This is a genomic window from Vibrio sp. Y51_MX_L26 (assembly GCF_024181935.1).
GTDB lineage: Bacteria > Pseudomonadota > Gammaproteobacteria > Enterobacterales > Vibrionaceae > Vibrio > Vibrio diabolicus.
On the sequence record NZ_JAMZAS010000004.1, the window covers coordinates 68,747 to 88,450 of the forward strand.

At 44.7% G+C, this 19,704-nt stretch carries 20 protein-coding genes; 10 read left to right on the forward strand and 10 right to left on the reverse strand.

Going from position 1 to position 19,704, the window contains the following annotated elements:
* The first annotated feature begins 1 nt into the window (after window position 1).
* The 3 genes from NL645_RS11440 to asnB all read left to right on the forward strand — a co-directional run bounded on the left by NL645_RS11440 (window position 2) and on the right by asnB (window position 4,782).
* On the forward strand, window positions 2-1,216 hold the full coding sequence (locus NL645_RS11440) for an ROK family protein (protein ID WP_006742713.1): 1,215 nt from the start codon (window positions 2-4) through the stop codon (window positions 1,214-1,216).
* Window positions 1,217-1,297: 81 nt separating this feature from the next.
* The gene (locus NL645_RS11445) at window positions 1,298-2,887 is read left to right on the forward strand and encodes a cation:proton antiporter family protein (protein WP_006742714.1); all 1,590 of its coding nucleotides are present in this window, start codon (window positions 1,298-1,300) and stop codon (window positions 2,885-2,887) included.
* 230 nt (window positions 2,888-3,117) lie between these two features.
* Window positions 3,118-4,782, forward strand: a complete 1,665-nt coding sequence (gene asnB, locus NL645_RS11450; protein WP_253651728.1) for an asparagine synthase B — start codon at window positions 3,118-3,120, stop codon at window positions 4,780-4,782.
* A gap of 147 nt (window positions 4,783-4,929) precedes the next feature.
* On the opposite strand, the gene rfaH is transcribed toward asnB, so the two are convergent.
* Window positions 4,930-5,430: a transcription/translation regulatory transformer protein RfaH gene (rfaH, locus tag NL645_RS11455; RefSeq protein WP_005393056.1), complete on the reverse strand. Its 501-nt coding sequence runs from the start codon at window positions 5,428-5,430 to the stop codon at window positions 4,930-4,932.
* A 334-nt stretch (window positions 5,431-5,764) separates the two neighbouring features.
* Here rfaH and NL645_RS11460 point away from each other — a divergent pair, with 334 nt between their 5' ends.
* Complete coding sequence (locus tag NL645_RS11460) at window positions 5,765-7,153, forward strand: peptide MFS transporter (RefSeq protein WP_253651729.1); 1,389 nt, start codon at window positions 5,765-5,767, stop codon at window positions 7,151-7,153.
* A gap of 43 nt (window positions 7,154-7,196) precedes the next feature.
* Here the strand turns inward: NL645_RS11460 and hemH are convergent, their stop codons facing one another.
* The 3 genes from hemH to htpG all read right to left on the reverse strand — a co-directional run bounded on the left by hemH (window position 7,197) and on the right by htpG (window position 11,199).
* Window positions 7,197-8,159, reverse strand: a complete 963-nt coding sequence (hemH, locus tag NL645_RS11465) for a ferrochelatase (protein ID WP_253651730.1) — start codon at window positions 8,157-8,159, stop codon at window positions 7,197-7,199.
* Window positions 8,160-8,328: 169 nt separating this feature from the next.
* Entirely contained in the window at window positions 8,329-8,973 is a 645-nt protein-coding gene (adk, locus tag NL645_RS11470) for an adenylate kinase (RefSeq protein ID WP_005393061.1), read from the reverse strand.
* Window positions 8,974-9,294: 321 nt separating this feature from the next.
* Window positions 9,295-11,199, reverse strand: a complete 1,905-nt coding sequence (gene htpG, locus NL645_RS11475) for a molecular chaperone HtpG (protein WP_253651731.1) — start codon at window positions 11,197-11,199, stop codon at window positions 9,295-9,297.
* A 271-nt stretch (window positions 11,200-11,470) separates the two neighbouring features.
* Here htpG and NL645_RS11480 point away from each other — a divergent pair, with 271 nt between their 5' ends.
* The 4 genes from NL645_RS11480 to NL645_RS11495 are packed head-to-tail and all read left to right on the forward strand — an operon-like array spanning window position 11,471 to window position 13,977.
* Window positions 11,471-12,349: a transcriptional regulator gene (locus tag NL645_RS11480; protein ID WP_124008613.1), complete on the forward strand. Its 879-nt coding sequence runs from the start codon at window positions 11,471-11,473 to the stop codon at window positions 12,347-12,349.
* Between the two features lie 10 nt (window positions 12,350-12,359).
* Window positions 12,360-12,875 (forward strand): transmembrane regulator ToxS, encoded by a 516-nt coding sequence (gene toxS, locus NL645_RS11485; protein WP_005393067.1) that lies wholly within the window; start codon window positions 12,360-12,362, stop codon window positions 12,873-12,875.
* A 46-nt stretch (window positions 12,876-12,921) separates the two neighbouring features.
* Window positions 12,922-13,677 (forward strand): sulfite exporter TauE/SafE family protein, encoded by a 756-nt coding sequence (locus NL645_RS11490; protein WP_053807090.1) that lies wholly within the window; start codon window positions 12,922-12,924, stop codon window positions 13,675-13,677.
* 21 nt (window positions 13,678-13,698) lie between these two features.
* On the forward strand, window positions 13,699-13,977 hold the full coding sequence (locus NL645_RS11495; RefSeq protein ID WP_005382088.1) for a SelT/SelW/SelH family protein: 279 nt from the start codon (window positions 13,699-13,701) through the stop codon (window positions 13,975-13,977).
* Between the two features lie 39 nt (window positions 13,978-14,016).
* Here the strand turns inward: NL645_RS11495 and yfcE are convergent, their stop codons facing one another.
* The 6 genes from yfcE to NL645_RS11525 all read right to left on the reverse strand — a co-directional run bounded on the left by yfcE (window position 14,017) and on the right by NL645_RS11525 (window position 17,252).
* Window positions 14,017-14,562: a phosphodiesterase gene (yfcE, locus tag NL645_RS11500; RefSeq protein WP_253651732.1), complete on the reverse strand. Its 546-nt coding sequence runs from the start codon at window positions 14,560-14,562 to the stop codon at window positions 14,017-14,019.
* A 64-nt stretch (window positions 14,563-14,626) separates the two neighbouring features.
* Entirely contained in the window at window positions 14,627-14,836 is a 210-nt protein-coding gene (locus NL645_RS11505; RefSeq protein ID WP_005393073.1) for a hypothetical protein, read from the reverse strand.
* A 149-nt stretch (window positions 14,837-14,985) separates the two neighbouring features.
* The gene (locus tag NL645_RS11510; protein WP_005393075.1) at window positions 14,986-15,393 is read right to left on the reverse strand and encodes a CBS domain-containing protein; all 408 of its coding nucleotides are present in this window, start codon (window positions 15,391-15,393) and stop codon (window positions 14,986-14,988) included.
* Complete coding sequence (locus NL645_RS11515) at window positions 15,390-15,740, reverse strand: P-II family nitrogen regulator (protein ID WP_005393077.1); 351 nt, start codon at window positions 15,738-15,740, stop codon at window positions 15,390-15,392. Before NL645_RS11515 ends, NL645_RS11510 begins: the two co-directional genes overlap by 4 nt.
* Window positions 15,730-16,521, reverse strand: coding sequence for a DUF1538 domain-containing protein (locus tag NL645_RS11520; RefSeq protein ID WP_046874269.1), 792 nt, complete (start codon window positions 16,519-16,521; stop codon window positions 15,730-15,732). The genes NL645_RS11515 and NL645_RS11520 overlap by 11 nt, the downstream gene beginning before the upstream one ends.
* On the reverse strand, window positions 16,518-17,252 hold the full coding sequence (locus NL645_RS11525; protein WP_005393081.1) for a DUF1538 domain-containing protein: 735 nt from the start codon (window positions 17,250-17,252) through the stop codon (window positions 16,518-16,520). Before NL645_RS11525 ends, NL645_RS11520 begins: the two co-directional genes overlap by 4 nt.
* 253 nt (window positions 17,253-17,505) lie before the next feature.
* On the opposite strand from NL645_RS11525, the gene NL645_RS11530 reads away from it, so the two are divergent.
* Together NL645_RS11530 and NL645_RS11535 are read left to right on the forward strand one after the other, a co-directional pair.
* Complete coding sequence (locus NL645_RS11530; RefSeq protein ID WP_253651733.1) at window positions 17,506-18,420, forward strand: TIGR01777 family oxidoreductase; 915 nt, start codon at window positions 17,506-17,508, stop codon at window positions 18,418-18,420.
* A 40-nt stretch (window positions 18,421-18,460) separates the two neighbouring features.
* Entirely contained in the window at window positions 18,461-19,288 is an 828-nt protein-coding gene (locus tag NL645_RS11535; RefSeq protein ID WP_253651734.1) for an SDR family oxidoreductase, read from the forward strand.
* The last annotated feature ends 416 nt before the right edge of the window (window positions 19,289-19,704 follow it).

Sequence of the window (19,704 nt, forward strand, 5' to 3'; positions counted from 1 at the left end):
CATGAATGGCGGACAGATTGGTAATGTAGATTTAGTAAAACAGCTTAACAGCGCTGCGGTATATAGGCTGATTGATCAGCAAGGTCCTATCTCCCGTATTCAAGTCGCAGATGTGAGCCAGCTCGCACCTGCTAGTGTTACCAAAATAACCCGCCAACTTTTAGAGCGCGGCCTTATTAAAGAGGTCGCCCAGCAAGCTTCAACTGGTGGTCGTCGTGCAATCTCTCTGACCACCGAAGTCAAACCCTTTCACTCTATTGCGGTTCGTTTAGGTCGAGATTACGTACAATTTTGTTTGTACGATTTAGGTGGCACTGCACTTGCGGAAGATCAACACGAACTGCATTACACCAACCAAGCTGACTTGATCGCTGGGCTTATCGATTTACTTAAAGACTTCGTAAACCGTTGCGAAGACAAAATTGATCAGCTCATCGCAATTGGTATTACGCTACCGGGCCTTGTTAACCCAACAACAGGCGTAGTTGAGTACATGCCGAATACCGATATCGATAATCTGGCGCTGGGTGAAATTGTTGGGGAGAAGTTTAATACCGCATGCTTTGTTGGGAATGACGTACGTGGCATGGCGTTAGCGGAGCACTACTTTGGGGCAAGCCAAGACTGTCAGGACTCCATTTTAGTTAGCGTTCACCGCGGTACTGGCGCAGGTATTATCGTTAACGGCCAGGTTTTTCTGGGCTTTAACCGCAACGTCGGTGAAATTGGTCATATCCAAATCGATCCGCTTGGTGAACAGTGCCAATGTGGGAACTTTGGTTGCTTAGAAACCGTAGCAGCGAACCCAGCTATTATCCAACGAGTAAAACAACTGATTGCTCAAGGCTATGAGTCAAGCTTGACTGACCTTGAAAACATCACGATTGAAGCAGTGTGTCAGCATGCAATGGATGGTGACGAACTTGCAAAGCAGAGTTTAGTGCGAGTGGGTAACCAGTTAGGTAAAGCGATTGCAATTACCGTTAACTTGTTTAACCCTCAGAAAATTGTCATTGCGGGCGACATTACTGCTGCACAAGACATAGTCTTCCCTGCAATTCAACGCAATGTCGAAAATCAATCTCTCAAAACTTTCCATAACGACCTTCCTATCGTGGCTTCACACATTGATAAGCAGCCAACGATGGGCGCATTTGCGATGATTAAACGCGCAATGCTAAACGGAGTTTTGTTACAAAAGTTACTTGAAGACTAAGTTTATACAACTAATTGAGTTACAATCTCGGGCTGTGTTTTCACAGCCCGTTTTTGTATATCAGGAATACAGCTCAACAGTATGGAAATTATTCTAATTACAACAGCTTTTTTAGCTGGCTTTATTGCGCTTAAATGTAGCCTCCCTCCCCTCGTTGGTTTTCTACTGGCAGGATTTGGTTTGCATGCATTTGGCTATCAAAGCAATGACGTTATCGTCACTCTTGCAGATCTTGGTGTCACTCTTCTTCTATTCACGATCGGACTCAAGCTTGATGTCAAAACGCTACTGTCCAAAGAAATATGGGGAGGAGCGACCGCCCACAACATACTGTCTACCGCTTTTTTTGCACTAGCGCTATCAGGTTTAAAACTACTAGGCTTAACTTCGCTCGCCAGTATGGATAGCGGTCAAATCCTACTTTTAGCTTTTGCACTATCGTTCTCCAGTACCGTTTTTGCCGTAAAAGCATTGCAAGAAAAAGGGGAAATGAACGCCACCTACGGCACACTCGCGATCGGTATCTTGGTTATGCAAGATATTTTTGCCGTGGTATTCCTGACTGCTTCAACCGGAAAAGTCCCAGAATGGTATGCCATTGGTTTGTTCGCATTGCCTTTCCTTCGTCCACTATTCTATAAACTGTTAGATAAAGTTGGCCACGGCGAAATGCTGGTGCTGTTCGGTATTTTCTTCGCGCTTGTTGTTGGGGCAGGGCTATTCGAACTGGTCGGAATGAAACCAGACTTGGGCGCGCTGATTTTAGGCATGTTGCTCGCAGGCCACCCTAAAGCTTCAGAGCTATCCAAATCGCTATTCAATATGAAGGAGCTGTTCTTAGTCTGCTTCTTTTTAAACATTGGCTTGTCCGCTTCATTGAGCGTCAATGGTGTCGTACTCGCCCTACTATTTATCTTACTGCTGCCAATAAAAGGGCTCTTGTACTTCGTCACGATTAATCACTTTAAGTTTCGAGTACGTACCTCTTTGCTCGCCTCTTTATCGCTGTTCAACTACAGTGAGTTTGGCCTTATAGTCGCAGGGTTGGCCTATAAAATGGGCTGGATGCCAAGCGATATGCTCGCTGCGATTGCGGTTGCGGTGTCTGTGTCCTTTATTATTTCTGCGCCACTTAACCGCCTGAGCCACAAAATTTATCAACACTCCGGCAAGTGGCTGCAAGAGACAGCCGCAGAAAAGCTTAACCAGCGTGACCAACTCATTAACCCTGGGCATGCCCAGGTATTGATCTTAGGCATGGGGCGCATCGGGACTGGGGCCTATGATGAATTACGTGCGCGCTATGGCAAAATTTCACTAGGCATAGAAATTCGTGAAGATGCAGCACATCAGCACCGTTCAGAGGGAAGAAACGTGATCGCTGGCGATGCCACAGACCCAGATTTTTGGGAACGAATTTTAGATACAGGTCATGTCAAACTGGTGCTGCTTGCCATGCCTCATCATCAAGGTAACCAAACCGCACTTGAGCAGCTTAAACGCAGAAAATATAAAGGGCAAATAGCAGCTATCGCCGAGTACCCAGATCAGTTGGAAGGTTTGCTGGAAAGCGGAGTTGACGCCGCATTCAATATATACAGTGAAGCAGGTAGCGGTTTTGCTCGACATGTGTGTAAACAACTTGAACCTCAGTTCACACCAATAAAATAAGCAACCATACTAATATTTTTTAAAAGCCTTTCTATCAATAGAAAGGCTTTTTTGTATGGTTTTTATACCAAACCTTGATTCCATTCACCAAACAAGCCATTAAATTAAATAATATTTACACAACAAGGCTTTTTATCATTTTTATAATCACAAAACGTTGCTTTTTTTACTAGTAATGGCAAATTGAAGCCATACCGATTAGAAATTATTTAGTTTAGTAAGGATGTAGTATGTGTTCAGTATTTGGCATTTTAGACATTAAAAGCGATGCAGCCGCATTGCGCCCTATCGCATTAGAAATGTCGAAAAAACTTCGTCATCGTGGCCCTGACTGGTCTGGGATTTACTCTTCAGAGCGCGCTATTTTAGCGCATGAGCGCTTGGCGATTGTTGGTCTAAATAGTGGTGCACAACCGCTATACAGCCCTGATAAAAAGCTCATCCTTGCAGTCAATGGTGAAATCTACAACCATAAAGAAATTCGTGCTCGTTACGAAGGAAAATACGAGTTTCAAACCGATTCAGACTGTGAGGTCATTCTTGCACTGTACCAAGATATGGGTGCAGATCTCCTTGAAGAACTAAACGGTATTTTCGCTTTTGTTCTGTACGATGAAGAAAAAGACGAATACTTAGTCGGTCGCGACCACATTGGCATTATCCCTCTTTATCAAGGTCATGATGAGCATGGCAACTACTATGTTGCATCAGAGATGAAGGCACTTGTTCCAGTATGTAAAACAGTGAGCGAGTTCCCTCCTGGTAGCTACTACAGCTCAAAAGATGCCGAGCCAACGTGTTACTATGTTCGTGACTGGAACGAATACGCTGCCGTTCAAGGTAACACCACCAGCAAAGAAGAACTGACTGAAGCACTAGAAGCAGCGGTTAAACGCCAACTAATGACGGATGTTCCATATGGTGTTTTACTATCAGGTGGTTTAGATTCATCCATCACCTCTGCTGTGGCTAAACGTTTTGCTGCAATGCGAATTGAAGACGATGAAAAGTCAGAAGCTTGGTGGCCACAACTGCACTCTTTTGCTGTGGGTCTAGAAGGCGCGCCTGACCTGAAAGCCGCTCGCGAAGTTGCCGACCAAATCGGTACCGTTCACCATGAAATGACTTATACAATTCAAGAAGGTCTCGACGCGATTCGCGACGTGATTTACCACATCGAAACGTACGATGTGACCACCATTCGCGCATCCACGCCTATGTTCTTAATGGGTCGCAAGATCAAAGCGATGGGCATTAAGATGGTACTTTCTGGTGAGGGCGCTGACGAAATCTTTGGCGGCTACCTGTACTTCCACAAAGCACCAAACGCGAAAGAGTTCCACGAAGAAACAGTACGTAAGCTGCTTGCTCTGAACATGTTTGACTGCGCGCGCGCAAACAAATCGCTAGCGGCATGGGGGGTTGAAGGCCGAGTACCGTTCCTTGATAAAGAGTTTATCGACGTTGCAATGCGCCTAAACCCAGCAGATAAGATGTGTGGCAACGGCAAAATGGAAAAACACATTCTACGCGAGTGTTTTGAGCATTACTTGCCAGAGTCGATCGCATGGCGTCAAAAAGAACAGTTCTCTGATGGTGTAGGTTACAGCTGGATTGATACGTTGAAAGAAGTCGCAGAGCAAAAAGTGACGGATCAGCAGATGGAAACGGCTCAATACCGCTTCCCATACAACACGCCAACCACGAAAGAAGGTTACGTGTACCGAGAGATCTTTGAAGAGCTATTCCCACTACCGTCAGCGGCTGAGTGTGTGCCAGGTGGTCCTTCGGTAGCTTGTTCATCAGCGAAAGCGATTGAATGGGATGAGTCATTCCAAAACTGTGTAGACCCGTCAGGTCGTGCGGTGCAAACCGTCCATAACGACGCTTACTAAGCGACTAAGTAGGGTGTCATGCCCTACTCCTAATCGGTAATCATCGTTGTTTTGCTAAGCTCGCTAACAGCGTCCCACTGCTGATGATCACTAGCAAGATTAAAAAAGAGGTGCCAAAGCACCTCTTTTTTTGTTTGTACGCATTAGCTATTTCAAGTCTAAATCGCTGTTGTCAATGCTGACAGGCACTCGTTTAGTGATCATCTGCACTAACATGATTGAGCGTTTCTCACCATCTTGCTCTTGGAAGATAGCATCTATACCTGCAAACTGACCGCTCTTAACTCGGATTTGATCACCTGGTTTTGGCATACACTCAGAAGCGGTATTTTCATTACAGCATTTTTCTAGCTGCATCAATTCAAAGACTAAGTCACCTTGGACTTCTTTCGGTTGAGCACCAAAACGCACGAAATCAACAACCCCTCGAGTGGAGCGGACTGAGGTGAAGTTAGGTCCCTGTTCATAATCAAAGTAAGCAAACACATAACAAGGAAACAGCGGCTCTTCGACTTTTTGTCTTTTCCCGCGCAAAATCTTCTCAACTTCTACAGTTGGATAAAAGCACTCTACACCTTGGTTTTCAAGGTGCTGTTTCGCCCTAACCTGCTCCCCACGTTTACAATAAAGTAGATACCAACGTTTCATCTTTTTTACTAGCCAATTCTATTTTGTTTTTATCCTAGCATTAAGCCAAAGTTGAGTCATTGACATTCAGTTTATCTATAAAAGTATGATTATACATCGCTCGCATTAACGGTATCTTTTCAAGAGCTTACGAGAAGAAGTCCATAGACAAAAATGGAAATTAAGTTTGTAACACAGCCAACACACCATCATATCATCTGTAAATCCACTCAAAAACAGTCACTTAACAAACAGATTTAGTCGTAAGGCAAAATTTTATTGTTTGTCACTCATTAGATTGCCATGTATACGTAGAAGTCGTTAAAAAATGTAATAACTATTATTAGAAGAGCTTATGTCAAACCAACATCAATATTTCGGCCATCCTCGTGGCTTGTTCTTATTGTTCGGTACTGAACTGTGGGAACGCTTTTCTTACTACGCAATGCGCGCCATTCTAGTACTTTACCTTACAGATACAACGATGAATGGCGGCCTTGGCTGGTCAACCAAAGACGCACTAGACCTATACGGTATTTATACTGGTCTTGTGTATATCACACCTCTCATCGGAGGTTACTTAGCGGATAACTATCTAGGTCAACGCCGTTCAATTTTGCTTGGTGGCGCGTTAATGGCTATCGGCCAGTTTACACTCGCACTTCCTGCTGACGCTCTGGGTATTGGTTCGCTGCACAGTTTCTATTTAGGTCTTGGTCTGCTTATCACGGGTAACGGCCTCTTTAAGCCGAATATCTCAACCATGGTTGGCGATTTATATAAAGAGGGTGACAACCGTCGTGACGGCGCATTCACTATCTTTTATATGGGTATCAACTTAGGTGCGTTACTTGCCGGCGTCGTTTCTGGCTCTGTGACAACCTCGTACGGTTGGAAAGCTGGTTTTGTGGCCGCAGGTGTAGGTATGATTATTAGCCTAGTGATGCAAATGGTGCTAGCTCAGTCTTGGCTTGGTGACATCGGTCGCGAGCCCGCAGCAAAACGAGCTCTAAGCAACAAAAACTCAACCACGAAGCAACCCTTAACGAAAGAAGAAGTAAACCGACTAAAAGTAATTTTGGTCATGAGCTTATTCACTATCGTCTTCTGGGCTGGCTTTGAGCAGGCCGGTGGCCTGATGAACATCTACACTCAACAATATACTGATCGTATGATTGGTGGCTTTGAAGTACCTGCTGCGTGGTTCCAATCGCTAAACCCATTTTTCATTATTACCCTAGCACCGGTTCTAGCGGTCCTTTGGGTAAAACTGGGTAAACGCGAACCTACGTCGCCAGTGAAATTTGCAATGGCACTATTTTTCTTGGCAATTGGCTTCCTATGTATGGTTGGCGCTGTGCTAGAACAAGGTGGAGACACAACGGTAAAAACATCAATGTTGTGGCTGGTGGGTGCTTTCTTCTTCCATACATTGGGCGAACTGTGCTTATCTCCAATTGGTCTTTCACTGGTGACCAAGTTAGCACCGCTTCGCTTAGCTTCACTCATGATGGGTGCATGGTTTGGCTGCAATGCGATTGCAAACTACGTTGCGGGCTATGTGGGATCTCACGTAGGAGAATTGGGCGCAATGGCTATCTTTAGTGGCATTGCAGTCAGTGCTACCGTGAGTGGTGTCATCCTACTTCTGTTCTCGAATACGCTCGTTCGCTGGATGCATGGTGCAGAGAATACTCACAGCACAGCAGAACAAGTCGAAGAGCAGCAAGTACAAGTCGCTTAATCGCTCTACAAAAAAGGGTCGCTTTTGCGACCCTTTTTTGTACCTAAAGCTTAGAGTGAACTAACTCAGCCATCATTTCTATATGAAGCTCACTATCGTTCAAACAAGGAATGTAAGTAAAGCTTTCACCACCTGCTTCAAGGAAAATCTCTTTACACTCTTCCGAGATCTCTTCCAACGTTTCTAAACAATCCGAAGAGAATGCTGGTGTCACAACATTGATATTCTTTACCCCTTTTTCAGGAAGTGCCTCTAGGGTTTTATCGGTGTAGGGCTGTAACCACTCTTCTCGGCCAAATCGAGACTGATACGTCATACCTATCTGTTGCTCGTTTAACCCTAACGCTTCAGCGAGTAAGCGAGTCGTTTCTTCACAGTGCTGAGGGTAAACATCTCCATTATCAGCGTAACGTTTTGGAATACCGTGATAAGAACATAGCAAGTAGTCTCCCTTACCATACTCTTGCCAATGTTCACGAACTGAATGCGCTAACGCTTCAATGTATTTCGGGTGATTGTAGTAATCCCGAATAAAGCTAAAGCCCGGCATCACGGGCAGGTTTTTAAACGCTTTAGTGATTCCGTCAGAAACCGCTGCCGTTGTTGTGCCCGAGTATTGCGGATACAAAGGTAAAACGATGACTTCCTCTACCCCTTGAGCCAACAGCGCTTCAAAACCTGATTGCAAACTTGGATTTCCATAAGTCATGCCAAGTTCGACTGGCATATCAAGCTTTTGAGCCAACTTCTCTGTTTGACGCTTAGAGTACACCATCAGTGGCGAGCCCTCTTCCATCCAAACTGATTGGTAGAGTTTAGCAACCTTGGGAGCTCGGATTGGAAGGATAACGCCGTGCAATAGCGGACACCAAAGCCATCGAGTCATGTCTACCACTCGGTGATCATGAAGAAACTGACTTAAAAAACGCTTTACGGCAGGAGCGGTTGGTGCGTCAGGAGTACCCAGGTTCACGAGGAGTACACCCTGTTTATAATTCTCTTTCATAACATCCTATTCATGGTAAACGGCTTGGTTCATATACTTAAATAGCCTCAAAGTGCTGCATCGCTGCAGCTTGAAGTTATTTAGATATATGTTTACGAGTAAACTAAAAAAAGCGACCACTTGGGTCGCTTTCAATATATCAAAATATTAATTTTTTGACTTCAGTAAATTAAGAGAGTGCTTTCTCGATATCTGCACTAACTTCAGCTACTTGCTTAGTACCATCAAACTTAAGGTACTTAGTGTTGCCTGCTTCAGCTTCTTTACCGTAGTAGTTGATTAGTGGTGCAGTTTGCTCGTGGTAAACACCTAGACGTGCACGTACTGTTTCTTCTTTGTCGTCATCACGAACAACAAGATCTTCACCAGTTACGTCATCTTTACCTTCCACTTTAGGTGGGTTGTAAACAACGTGGTAAGTACGACCAGAAGGAAGGTGAGCACGACGACCTGCCATACGCTCAACAATCACATCATCTGCAACGTCAAATTCGATAACGTAGTCTACATCAACGCCCATTTCTTTTAGGCCGTCAGCTTGAGGAATAGTACGTGGGAAACCATCCAGTAGGAAACCGTTCGCACAGTCTTCTTGAGCGATACGCTCTTTGATAAGGCCAAGGATGATTTCATCAGAAACTAGCTGACCAGCGTCGATAACAGCTTTAGCTTGTTTACCAAGCTCTGTACCTGCTTTGATAGCAGCACGAAGCATATCACCAGTAGAGATTTGTGGAATACCGTATTTTTCCATGATGAAGTTTGCTTGTGTGCCTTTACCTGCACCTGGAGCACCTAGAAGAATGATGCGCATGATTTATCCTCTTTAATATTTAAGATTTATACCGAAGCTCACAATAGCTGGGCTTCTTAGACATCAAACCCGAGAAGCACTCGCAACGATAAGTTTCGGTATAACGTATATAGGCGAGCAAAAATACACGCCTTATTACTCACATTCAAGTCGCAGATTCTATCACAGGTTCGCCGCGCAAAGAGTGTATTAAGACTAAAGAATGTTAACGATACCCTCTTTCACGCCCTATTGATTATTAACTCAACACCTGAGATGCAAAATTTTGCGACAACAAACAAAAAGCTCGCGAAATGCGAGCTTTTTGATGTACTGAGGTTATTACACCTTAGTCAAAAGTTTATTAACAGCTCCTAAGAACTCCGTTGGGTCCTCAATTGAGCCTCGCTCTGCAAGCATTGCTTGACCAAGCAGGACTTCTACCCAACGACCAAATGCCTCTTCATCCGCTTCGTCAGCCATGCGCTTAACCAGCTCGTGCTCTGGGTTTAGCTCAAAGATGTACTTCACTTCTGGCACTGCCTGACCCGCCGCTGCAAGAAGCTTCGCCATTTGAGTGCCCATTTCGTAATCGTCCGTTACCACAACAGCAGGTGTAGATGCGAGTTTAAAGGTCGTACGAACTTCTTTCACACGATCGCCTAGGTAAGACTTCGTGCGTTCTAGAACCGACTTAAACTCTTCTTCAGTTTCTTTCTGCTTCTCTTTTTCTGCTTCATCTTCAAACTGACTTAGATCGAGCCCAGCTTTTGTGATTGACTGGAACTGCTTGCCGTCAAACTCAGTTAAGTAGTTCATCAGCCACTCATCAATGCGGTCGTACATCAAGATAACTTCAATGCCTTTCGCTTTGAACTGCTCTAAGTGAGGGCTGTTTTTCGCAGCTGCATAGCTGTCTGCCGTCAAGTAGTAGATCTTATCTTGACCTTCTTTCATGCGCTCAACGTAAGCAGCTAGACCCACGGTTTGCTCCGCAGAATCCACTTCAGTTGAAGCAAAGCGCAATAGGCCTGCAACTTTCTCTTTGTTTGCGAAGTCTTCTGCCGGACCCTCTTTCATCACAAGACCAAACTCTTTCCAGAATGATTGGTATTTCTCTTCATCATTCTTAGCCATGCGCTCTAGCATCGTTAGCACACGCTTAGTACAAGCATTACGTAGAGACTGAGTCACTTTGTTGTCTTGTAAGATCTCACGCGATACGTTGAGTGGCAGATCATTGGAGTCTATTAAACCACGTGCAAAACGTAGGTAAGACGGCATGAACTGCTCTGCATCGTCCATAATGAACACGCGTTGTACGTATAGTTTCAAACCTGATTTGTGGTCGCGGTTCATCATATCCCATGGCGCTTTAGATGGGATGTAAAGCAAGCTCGTGTAATCGTTTTTACCTTCTACACGGTTATGGCTCCAAACCAATGGATCGGCAAAGTCATGTGATACGTGCTTGTAGAACTCTTGATACTCTTCATCTGAGATATCCGATTTATTACGCGTCCACAGAGCTTGAGCTTTGTTGATTTGCTCCCACTTCTTCTCATCCGTTTCTTTGCCTTCGTCATCGCGAACAACCGTTTGGATGGAAACTGGGATGCCAATGTGATCCGAGTACTTGCTGATCACATCACGTAGACGCCATTCATTTAGGAACTCTTTACCTTCTTCACGCATATGAAGAATGATATCAGTACCACGCGATTCTTTAGTGATGTTTTCGATGGTGTACTCACCTTCACCGGCTGAGTGCCATTGTACTGCTTCATCAGCGGCTAGGCCCGCAGCACGAGTGCGTACGGTGACGGCATCAGCAACGATAAACGCCGAGTAGAAACCAACACCAAACTGACCAATAAGCTGAGAGTCTTTGCTCTGCTCTTCAGACAGCTTTGAGAAAAACTCCGCGGTCCCGGATTTTGCAATCGTACCTAAGTGCTCGATCACATCATCGCGGCTCATACCGATACCGTTATCAGAAATGGTTAAGGTATTTGCGCTTTCATCAAACGACAGTTTCACGCAAAGATCTGCATTACCTTCATATAAGTCTGGGTTAGATAGCGCTTGGAAGCGCAGCTTGTCCGATGCATCTGATGCGTTAGAAATCAGCTCGCGCAAAAAGATCTCTTTATTTGAATAAAGAGAATGGATCATTAAATGCAGTAGTTGTTTTACTTCTGATTGAAAACCACGAGTTTCTTTGTTTTGAGATACGGTTTCGCTCATGTGTGCTCCATAACATCTAAACTAATTGGCTTTTTCATGGAGATAAGTTTGTGACTTTCCCCTTGAAATTACCTTACTGAGATGTCATTTAACATGTGGCTGACAAATGTAAATTCAAGGTCAATATTGCTAAAAACGGTGTTTTTTTAGAAAAATTTAATTATCCTACCAGCCTAAAAGCATCTAAAATGTCGTGCGCACTCCATGCGCTTCGGTAATTTTGTGACATAAATCACTATAATTACAACATCATCCATCTAAGAAGAACTAAATGACTAACATCGGCACCAAATTTCTACTTGCTCAAAGGTTCACCTTTGATCCAAATAGTAATTCGCTCGCTGACCAACAAAACGGCAACGACGTTGTACGATTAGGAAGCAACGAAAGCCGTATACTTCTGATGTTGGCAGAGAGACCAAACGAAGTTTTAACCCGTAACGAGCTTCACGAGTTTGTTTGGCGTGAGCAAGGTTTTGAGGTGGATGACTCAAGCCTGACTCAAGCGATCTCTACTCTGCGTAAGATGTTGAAGGACTCAACAAAATCTCCAGAGTTTGTTAAAACGGTTCCTAAACGCGGTTATCAACTCATTTGTTCAGTGGAACGCTTAAGCCCATTATCTGCTGACTCTAATACTGACGTTGAAGAAACCACTTCTGAAAATGAAGTGCACGCAGCGGAAATAGAAACAAGTGACGCGCCGTCAGCAGAAGCGGCGACAGACACCACGACTGAAGTAGAGCCTCAAGTAGAACCACCTAAGGCACAGCCAAAACCAGCAGCTAACACTAATAACTGGCTGCCGCGTATGATCGTTCTTTTGTCTCTGCTGCTTCCTATTTGTGTATTGCTATTCACCAATCCTGCAGAATCCCAATTCCGTCAGATTGGTGAGTATCAAAATGTACCTGTGATGACGCCAGTGAACCACCCGCAAATCAATAGTTGGTTGCCGTCCATTGAGCAGTGCATTGAACGCTACGTAAAATACCATGCAGAAGATTCAATGCCGGTAGAAGTGATTGCTACAGGTGGCCAGAACAATCAGCTGATTCTGAACTACATTCATGACAGTCAACATTCATATGAGAACGTGACATTGCGTATTTTCGCTGGTCAAAATGACCCAACCGATATCTGTAAATAAGGAGGCCAGAATGAAGATAAAATTAGCATCTGCGGTTTTGGCCGTATCCGTTCTTTTCAGTGGTTGGTTATATTGGGGTAGCGACCTAAAAGTGGAACAGGTCCTCACTGCCAATGAGTGGCAGTCAACCATGGTGACGGTCATTACAGACAGCTTGCCTGACGATCCTGTCGGCCCACTGCGTCGTGTTAATGTTGAATCAAATGTGAAATATCTCCCTAATGGGGACTATATTCGCGTAGCAAATATCAAACTATTCGCTCAAGGTTCAACGGCAGAATCCACGATTAATATCTCGGAAAAAGGGCGCTGGGAAGTAAGTGACAACTATTTGTTGGTTTCGCCTTCTGAGTTTAAAGATATTTCATCTTCTCAATCAAAAGACTTCTCCGAAGCACAGCTACGTTTGATCACTCAAATCTTTAAGCTTGATGCTGAGCAAAGTCGCCGTATTGATGTCGTGAACGAAAAAACGCTATTGCTCACTAGCTTGAACCACGGTTCTTCGGTGCTGTTTAAAAACTAACTTTGATTTGATGATAAGGGGGCAAGACGCCCCCTTTATTTTGCTTATGGATTGGCTAGATACCCTCACCCTCTTTTTCGGCTCACTTATCGCCAATACTCTGGCTTCGCTTTCTGGCGGCGGTGCAGGCTTACTTCAATTCCCTTTGCTCATCTTTCTCGGCTTGCCATTCTCGGTTGCGCTGGGGACACATAAAGTGGCTTCCGTCGCTTTAGGCTTAGGGGCAGCAAGCACACACTTAAAAGCAGGCACAATTAAATGGAAGGTCGCGCTCTACCTTATAGTCTCTGGCAGCATTGGCGTAGTCTTAGGGGCGAACTTAATTGTCCAAATACCTGATGGTATGGCGGAAAAAATGCTAGGGAGCATGATTCTCGCGCTCGGCATCTATTCACGATTTAAGAAATCGTTAGGCCAATCAGAAATAATACGTAACCGTCACCCAATCGGTTGGGTCATCGGCGGTGTCGGACTAATGCTCATCGGTATCATCAACGGGTCGCTGACCGCAGGTTCTGGTCTGCTCGTGACATTATTTTTAGTTCGCTGGTTTGGGTATAACTATAAACAAGCCGTTGCTTACACCATGATTTGTGTCGGCCTGTTTTGGAATGGCATTGGAGGCATTGCCGTCGTCCAAGCTGGCGCTCCGATACATTGGGCTTGGTTGCCTGTTTTATTGTTAAGCTCATTTCTAGGCGGCAGTTTAGGCGCATGGGCCGCGACTCGATACAGCAACCGAGTGATTAAAATTGCATTCGAAATTCTCACGTTTGCCGTGGGTATCAAGTTGCTAGTTTAAACCGATTAAAAGGAAAGTTTCATGGATAAAGCAATCATTGATATTTATTACTGCCGCCAATGCAACTGGATGTTGCGTTCAACTTGGCTATCGCAAGAACTACTGCATACTTTTAGCGAAGAAATAGAAACGATCAGCTTGCACCCAGATACGGGTGGTCGCTTCGAAATTTTCTGTAATGGCCAGCAAATTTGGGAACGGAAAAAAGACAGCGGCTTTCCTGAAGCAAAGGTGCTAAAACAGCGCGTAAGAGACATTATCGACCCAGAACGCGATTTAGGACATTCAGACACAAAATAGGGAGCAATTCGCTCCCTATTTTTTTACTTAGTAAAACCGTTAAATCATGGTTTGTGCTAAGACTTCGCCTTCTGGCGTTTTTACCGTTAGCGTATTGTCTTCTAAAGTACCAAAGCTTCTCGGTAAGCCATTACGTGGGAATGTCATCGAGCCTGGGTTAAATATAATGGCTCCATCTTGCATCTCTGCGACAGGAACATGCGTATGACCGTGGGCGATGATATCACCTTCACGCAGTGGCGACCGTTTTTCAGAGTTATACAAGTGACCATGAGTCAAAAAGATTCTCTTGCCAGATTCAAGTAGCACCCACGAGTAATCCATCATCATTGGAAACTTCAATAGCATTTGGTCTACTTCACTATCGCAGTTACCACGCACAGAAATAATTTGATCACTGTATTGGTTCAATAGCTCCGCCACCTGCGGTGGGTTGTAACCTTCTGGAATCGGGTTTCTTGGCCCGTGGTTTAGCGTATCCCCCAACAAAATCAGGTGCTCCGCACCAGAGGCTAAAAATAGCTCAATAGTTTCTTTAGTTGCTGGCAAAGAGCCATGCAGATCTGAGGCAAAAAATAGTTTCACGACATCGTCTCCTCACAAAGTACGAGGTCATTCTACGGCATTTTTATGACAGCTCAACCAACGACTACTGATAACGCAATGATTCAATGACCATAGGCAAAATATAGAACCATGCGGCATACGCAGTTCCAACCAACACCAGTATCCAAAACACCATCGACATAAATTTTGACTTAGCTAGGTGGTGCAGCGGGTCTGGCTCTCCGCATCCTGGACATGCGTGAGCGCGCTTTGAGATTTGTTTCTCACACACAGGGCAAGAGACTAAAGGCATGATACAAATTCCTCGACAATAGACTTAGGGCGCAAAGAATAATGGTGAATTAACACATATGCAACCTAACATATATTAAATATTTTAGTTCTTTGTAACAGTCGCTGACTTGAGAAAAAATGCGTTGATTTTTCATTTATATCAACCTATTACACTTCTTCTCGCACCATGCCATTGATGACAATATTGTTATAACTCACCATGCCAATGACCTCCCCATCTTCAATAACCGGAGCTCGGCTAATGCCAAATCGTTCAAATAGGCGCGCACAATATTTCACATTCATATCAGGGTCGACACACAAAGCGGGCTTGGTCATGATCTCATAAATATTCGTGCGCTGTGGAGAGCGATTATTCGCCAGCACCTTTTTGGCGATATCATTCATCAAGACGATGCCATATTCATCGTTGTCATCTCGCTTTTTCACCACCAGCGCTTTGACTTGGTATTTTTTAGCCAACGTTATGCCTTCATAAACTGTCATTAGCCCATCAACCATGACATAAGTAGCCGCCATTACATCTCGAACTCTAATTATCGTTTGACTGCTCATAACTCATCCTCGACCACTTTGGTCAACGTCTCTACTTGATGCGCGACACCGACTGCATCCTCAATATCGATCTGAATAGCAATGCCCTGCCCCGACTCTCGGTCGAACTCACCAACTTCATTGATGGTTTCTAATATGTGTCGAGAAAGGTGCTCCTCAACGACAAACAGCAGCACATCTTTTTGTACTTCCAGCGTTAAGCCAAAAAACGTTCGCTTTTGATTTAAGCCTTGTCCACGAGCGTTATTAATCACCGTCGCACCAGTCGCGCCAGCTTCGCGAGCAGCGTCCAGTACCTTGTCTGTTTTGCTGTCTTCAACAAACGCAAGTATCAATTTAAAGCGCATTTTCTTCGTCCTCCGAGACATCTTTATTCAGCCATTGGGTTATTTGCGCATAGCCCATCACAGAGATCATAGGAAACAGACTGGCAAAAGCGATCAAGCCAAAGCCATCAATCATTGGGTTTCTTCCTGGGACGGTAGAAGCAAGCCCCAGCCCTAGTGCGGTTACAAGCGGAACAGTGACAGTAGAAGTCGTGACGCCTCCAGAATCGTAGGCGAGTGGAACAATAAGCTTTGGCGCATAAAACGTTTGAATCACAACCACGATGTAACCCGCAATGATGTAATAGTGAATAGGGTCACCGACAACAATCCGATAGCTCCCTAGCGCGATGCCAATGGCCACCCCAAATGCAACGGCCACGCGTAAACCGTTAATACTGATACTGCCACCAGAAACTTGGTTTGCTTTTATCGCTACAGCGATTAGAGAAGGCTCAGCAATCGTGGTACTAAAACCGATAAAAAAGGCGAAGGTATACACCCAATAGTAGTCGACCCACACTAAGGCTTTTCCCACAGAGACTTTAAACTCTTGTAAAAATTCCGGCGCCGTCAGTTGCACGGCCATGGTCTCTCCGAGCGGAAACAGAGCCATTTCTAATCCGAGCAAAAAAAGAGCGAGCCCAAGAATCACATAAACAAACCCAAGCAAAACCTTCTTAAGGTTGTTAACTGGACGCCTTAACACCGCTAACTGAAAACCAAAAATAATGCTGGCGATGGGAATGACATCTCGAACGGTCGATAATAAAGTGTCTAGGAAATGTTCAATTGAAATCATGTTACGACCATTCCGTAAACCATCACAAACATCATCGGTAGTAGCGAGGCAAAAGCGATCAAACCAAAACCATCCACCATGGGGTTGCGCCCTTTAATCGCCGATGCTAAACCAACCCCTAGTGCAGTGACCAAAGGCACGGTGATAGTCGACGTCGTCACACCTCCAGAATCATAAGCAACGCCAATAATGGCTTCCGGTGCAAACCACGTCAGGACTACAACGCCGACGTAGCCGCCGATGATCATGTAATGAATTGGCCACCCTTTTAAGATGCGCAGAACGCCAATAACGATGGCGATTCCCACAGAAAGCGCTACCGTTACTCGTAGCCCTTGTCCATAATCCTGCATCGATTGCTCTGAGTTTGGGATCATCCCGCCTTCTGCCGCAACTTCTGATGCTTCTTCTGCTACGGCCGTTAATGCAGGCTCGGCGATCGTGGTGCCAAAGCCTAGACAAAACGCAAAAACTAACAACCAGAATACGCTGCCTTTTTTTGCAAAGGCTTGAGCCATACTCTCTCCGATAGGAAAAAGACCAAGCTCTAGACCAAAAATAAAAAACGTTAACCCTAAAACCACAAGCAATAAGCCAAAAAGAATGGAGATGAGATTAGGAAGTGGCTCTTGCAAAACAACTAATTGAAAAAAAGTGATAACAACAACGATGGGTAGCAGATCGCGAGCACTATTAAGGAGCGCTCGAAAAAGAGCAACAAATGCTTCCATACCTATCCCTCCTTGATGGTGCAAACTGATTACGCTTGTTCCGGTAGCGATGTTTTTAGTCTGGCATAGATTTAGTTCTCCTACCGTGAACGAATTAGCGCCATGCATAACATTTAGTTACATTTTTTCAATATGTGAAGTCAGTAGCCTCGCTACAGGCTTGCCACTATCCTAGAAATAATAGTCTTGAGATGATCAAGCTCAGCACAAAACGACTATAATGTTCTAATACGTGTACATTCAAAGAGATAACATGAAGATATTACTCACAGGTGGCACTGGGTTTATTGGTTCGGAGTTGCTCAAGCTGCTATCCACTCACCAAGTTATGCTACTTACACGCTCTCCGGAGCAAGCAAAACAACGCCTCCAACACGCTGATTTGGGTAATATCGAATACCTTGACTCGCTTGAGTCATTCGCCGACCTCAATCACATTGATGCCATAATTAATCTTGCGGGTGAGCCTATCGCAGATAAAAGATGGACCAGCGAGCAGAAAGAAAAAATCTGTAAAAGTCGCTGGAAAATTACCGAACAAATCGTTGAGCTGATCCACGCCAGCACAGAACCTCCCGCTGTTTTTATTAGTGGCTCGGCCGTTGGTTACTATGGCGATCAACAAGACCATCCGTTTGATGAGTGCCTGCATGTTAACAGTGAAGACTTTCCTCACGAGGTTTGTGCAAAGTGGGAGCAAATAGCCAAACGCGCAGAGTCTGAACAAACACGTGTTTGTCTATTGCGAACTGGCGTAGTACTCGGCCTTAATGGCGGGGCTTTGGCGAAAATGCTCTTACCTTACAAACTTGGCGTAGGCAGCCCGCTCGGGAACGGTAACCAGTACATGCCTTGGATTCACATTCTGGATATGGTCCGCGCCATCATGTACTTGCTTGAAACACCACATGCCCACGGTGCGTTCAATATGTGCGCACCTCACCCTGTGACTAACCGTATCTTTAGCGGCACGTTGGCAAAAACGCTCAAACGACCACATATCTTGTTCACGCCTAAATGGGCAATGGAGCTCCTAATGGGTGAATCTTCCTGTTTATTGTTCGATAGCATGAGAGCCAAACCCAAAAAGCTCACCGAACTTGGCTTCAAATTTAGCTACTCCAGAATAGAACCAGCACTCAAGCACTTGCTTCATGACCGGAGCTGATGAATGATGACCTCATTCAATGTTGCTTGAGGCTTAATTTATGAAAAAGTCGATTCTTATTACGGGTTGCTCAACCGGTATCGGTTACGTGTGCGCTCACGCCCTGCAAAACGAGGGATTTCATGTCATTGCATCTTGTAGGAAAGAGCAAGATGTCCAACGTCTAATTAATGAAGGGCTAACCTGCATCAAGCTAGACCTAAACAGCCCTGAAAGTATTTCTTCGGGCGTGAAGCAAGCATTAGAGCTAGCAGAGGGTAAGCTTTATGCCGTGTTCAATAATGGTGCCTATGGCCAGCCCGGTGCATTGGAAGACTTGCCCACCGAGGCTCTTCAAGCTCAATTTCAGACCAACTTTTTTGGTTGGCACCAGTTAGTCAGAGAAGTGCTTCCTCACATGCGCATACAAGGCGAAGGACGGATAATACAAAACAGTTCTGTTCTTGGCTTTGCTGCAATGAAATACCGCGGCGCCTACAATGCGTCAAAGTTTGCCCTAGAAGGCTGGACTGACACACTACGGCTAGAGCTTGCGGATACGAATATCAAAGTGACATTGATAGAACCTGGGCCTATCGAAACTCAATTTAGAAACAATGCATTAAAAGCCTTCGAGAAGTGGATTGATATTGAATCCAGCCCTCACCGCCTCGCCTATGAAGGACAAAGAGAGCGACTCAACAAAGACAAATCTAATAATCGATTTGTTTTACCTGCAGAGTCCTGCGTCGCACCTGTTCTTCATGCATTGACTAGCGCTTCACCTAAAATTCGCTATCGAATTACTACGCCGACTAAATTATTCGCAATCTTGAAAAGGTTATTACCAACCCGTGTGCTTGATAAAATTTTGCGACAAGCTGCATAAAAAAGTTTTGTCACAATGTAATTTCATCGTAACAATGTGATGTCATTATGAGCATGTAGGTTAAAAAAACCTCAAGCAAACGAATCAATTTCTACGCAATTCAGTGAGCACTATTCAGCCTAAAGTGAATGAGTTGCTTAGATTTGGTATCGCCACCCATTACGTTTTGTAGCAATGTTTATACTACTGCGAGGCAACAATGACATTAAATCAGCTTAACTGGCTTAGTGTGGGTGTAGTGTTGACCATGTTCATCCTATTTTGATACCGCACTAACAAATAGCATTAGAACTGCGCTGCTTCGGCAGCGTTTTCTTTTTGCCTTACACCTATTCAGCAGTAACACTATTCTCTTACCGCATCCTTTCACAAAATAGAATGATTCATTATTGATGACGATTAGCAACCCTCGCTTG

Excerpts from the sequence above, each read along its gene's own strand:
- NL645_RS11515 (WP_005393077.1), bottom strand. The coding sequence starts at position 15,740 with ATGCGCTTTAAATTGATACTTGCGTTTGTTGAAGACAGCAAAACAGAC.
- NL645_RS11525 (WP_005393081.1), bottom strand. The coding sequence starts at position 17,252 with ATGGAAGCATTTGTTGCTCTTTTTCGAGCGCTCCTTAATAGTGCTCGC.
- htpG (WP_253651731.1), bottom strand. The coding sequence starts at position 11,199 with ATGAGCGAAACCGTATCTCAAAACAAAGAAACTCGTGGTTTTCAATCA.
- NL645_RS11495 (WP_005382088.1), top strand. The coding sequence starts at position 13,699 with ATGGATAAAGCAATCATTGATATTTATTACTGCCGCCAATGCAACTGG.
- NL645_RS11490 (WP_053807090.1), top strand. The coding sequence starts at position 12,922 with ATGGATTGGCTAGATACCCTCACCCTCTTTTTCGGCTCACTTATCGCC.
- hemH (WP_253651730.1), bottom strand. The coding sequence starts at position 8,159 with ATGAAAGAGAATTATAAACAGGGTGTACTCCTCGTGAACCTGGGTACT.
- NL645_RS11505 (WP_005393073.1), bottom strand. The coding sequence starts at position 14,836 with ATGCCTTTAGTCTCTTGCCCTGTGTGTGAGAAACAAATCTCAAAGCGC.
- NL645_RS11520 (WP_046874269.1), bottom strand. The coding sequence starts at position 16,521 with ATGATTTCAATTGAACATTTCCTAGACACTTTATTATCGACCGTTCGA.
- NL645_RS11440 (WP_006742713.1), top strand. The coding sequence starts at position 2 with ATGAATGGCGGACAGATTGGTAATGTAGATTTAGTAAAACAGCTTAAC.
- NL645_RS11530 (WP_253651733.1), top strand. The coding sequence starts at position 17,506 with ATGAAGATATTACTCACAGGTGGCACTGGGTTTATTGGTTCGGAGTTG.
- toxS (WP_005393067.1), top strand. The coding sequence starts at position 12,360 with ATGAAGATAAAATTAGCATCTGCGGTTTTGGCCGTATCCGTTCTTTTC.
- NL645_RS11445 (WP_006742714.1), top strand. The coding sequence starts at position 1,298 with ATGGAAATTATTCTAATTACAACAGCTTTTTTAGCTGGCTTTATTGCG.
- NL645_RS11480 (WP_124008613.1), top strand. The coding sequence starts at position 11,471 with ATGACTAACATCGGCACCAAATTTCTACTTGCTCAAAGGTTCACCTTT.
- NL645_RS11460 (WP_253651729.1), top strand. The coding sequence starts at position 5,765 with ATGTCAAACCAACATCAATATTTCGGCCATCCTCGTGGCTTGTTCTTA.
- asnB (WP_253651728.1), top strand. The coding sequence starts at position 3,118 with ATGTGTTCAGTATTTGGCATTTTAGACATTAAAAGCGATGCAGCCGCA.
- adk (WP_005393061.1), bottom strand. The coding sequence starts at position 8,973 with ATGCGCATCATTCTTCTAGGTGCTCCAGGTGCAGGTAAAGGCACACAA.
- NL645_RS11535 (WP_253651734.1), top strand. The coding sequence starts at position 18,461 with ATGAAAAAGTCGATTCTTATTACGGGTTGCTCAACCGGTATCGGTTAC.
- rfaH (WP_005393056.1), bottom strand. The coding sequence starts at position 5,430 with ATGAAACGTTGGTATCTACTTTATTGTAAACGTGGGGAGCAGGTTAGG.
- NL645_RS11510 (WP_005393075.1), bottom strand. The coding sequence starts at position 15,393 with ATGAGCAGTCAAACGATAATTAGAGTTCGAGATGTAATGGCGGCTACT.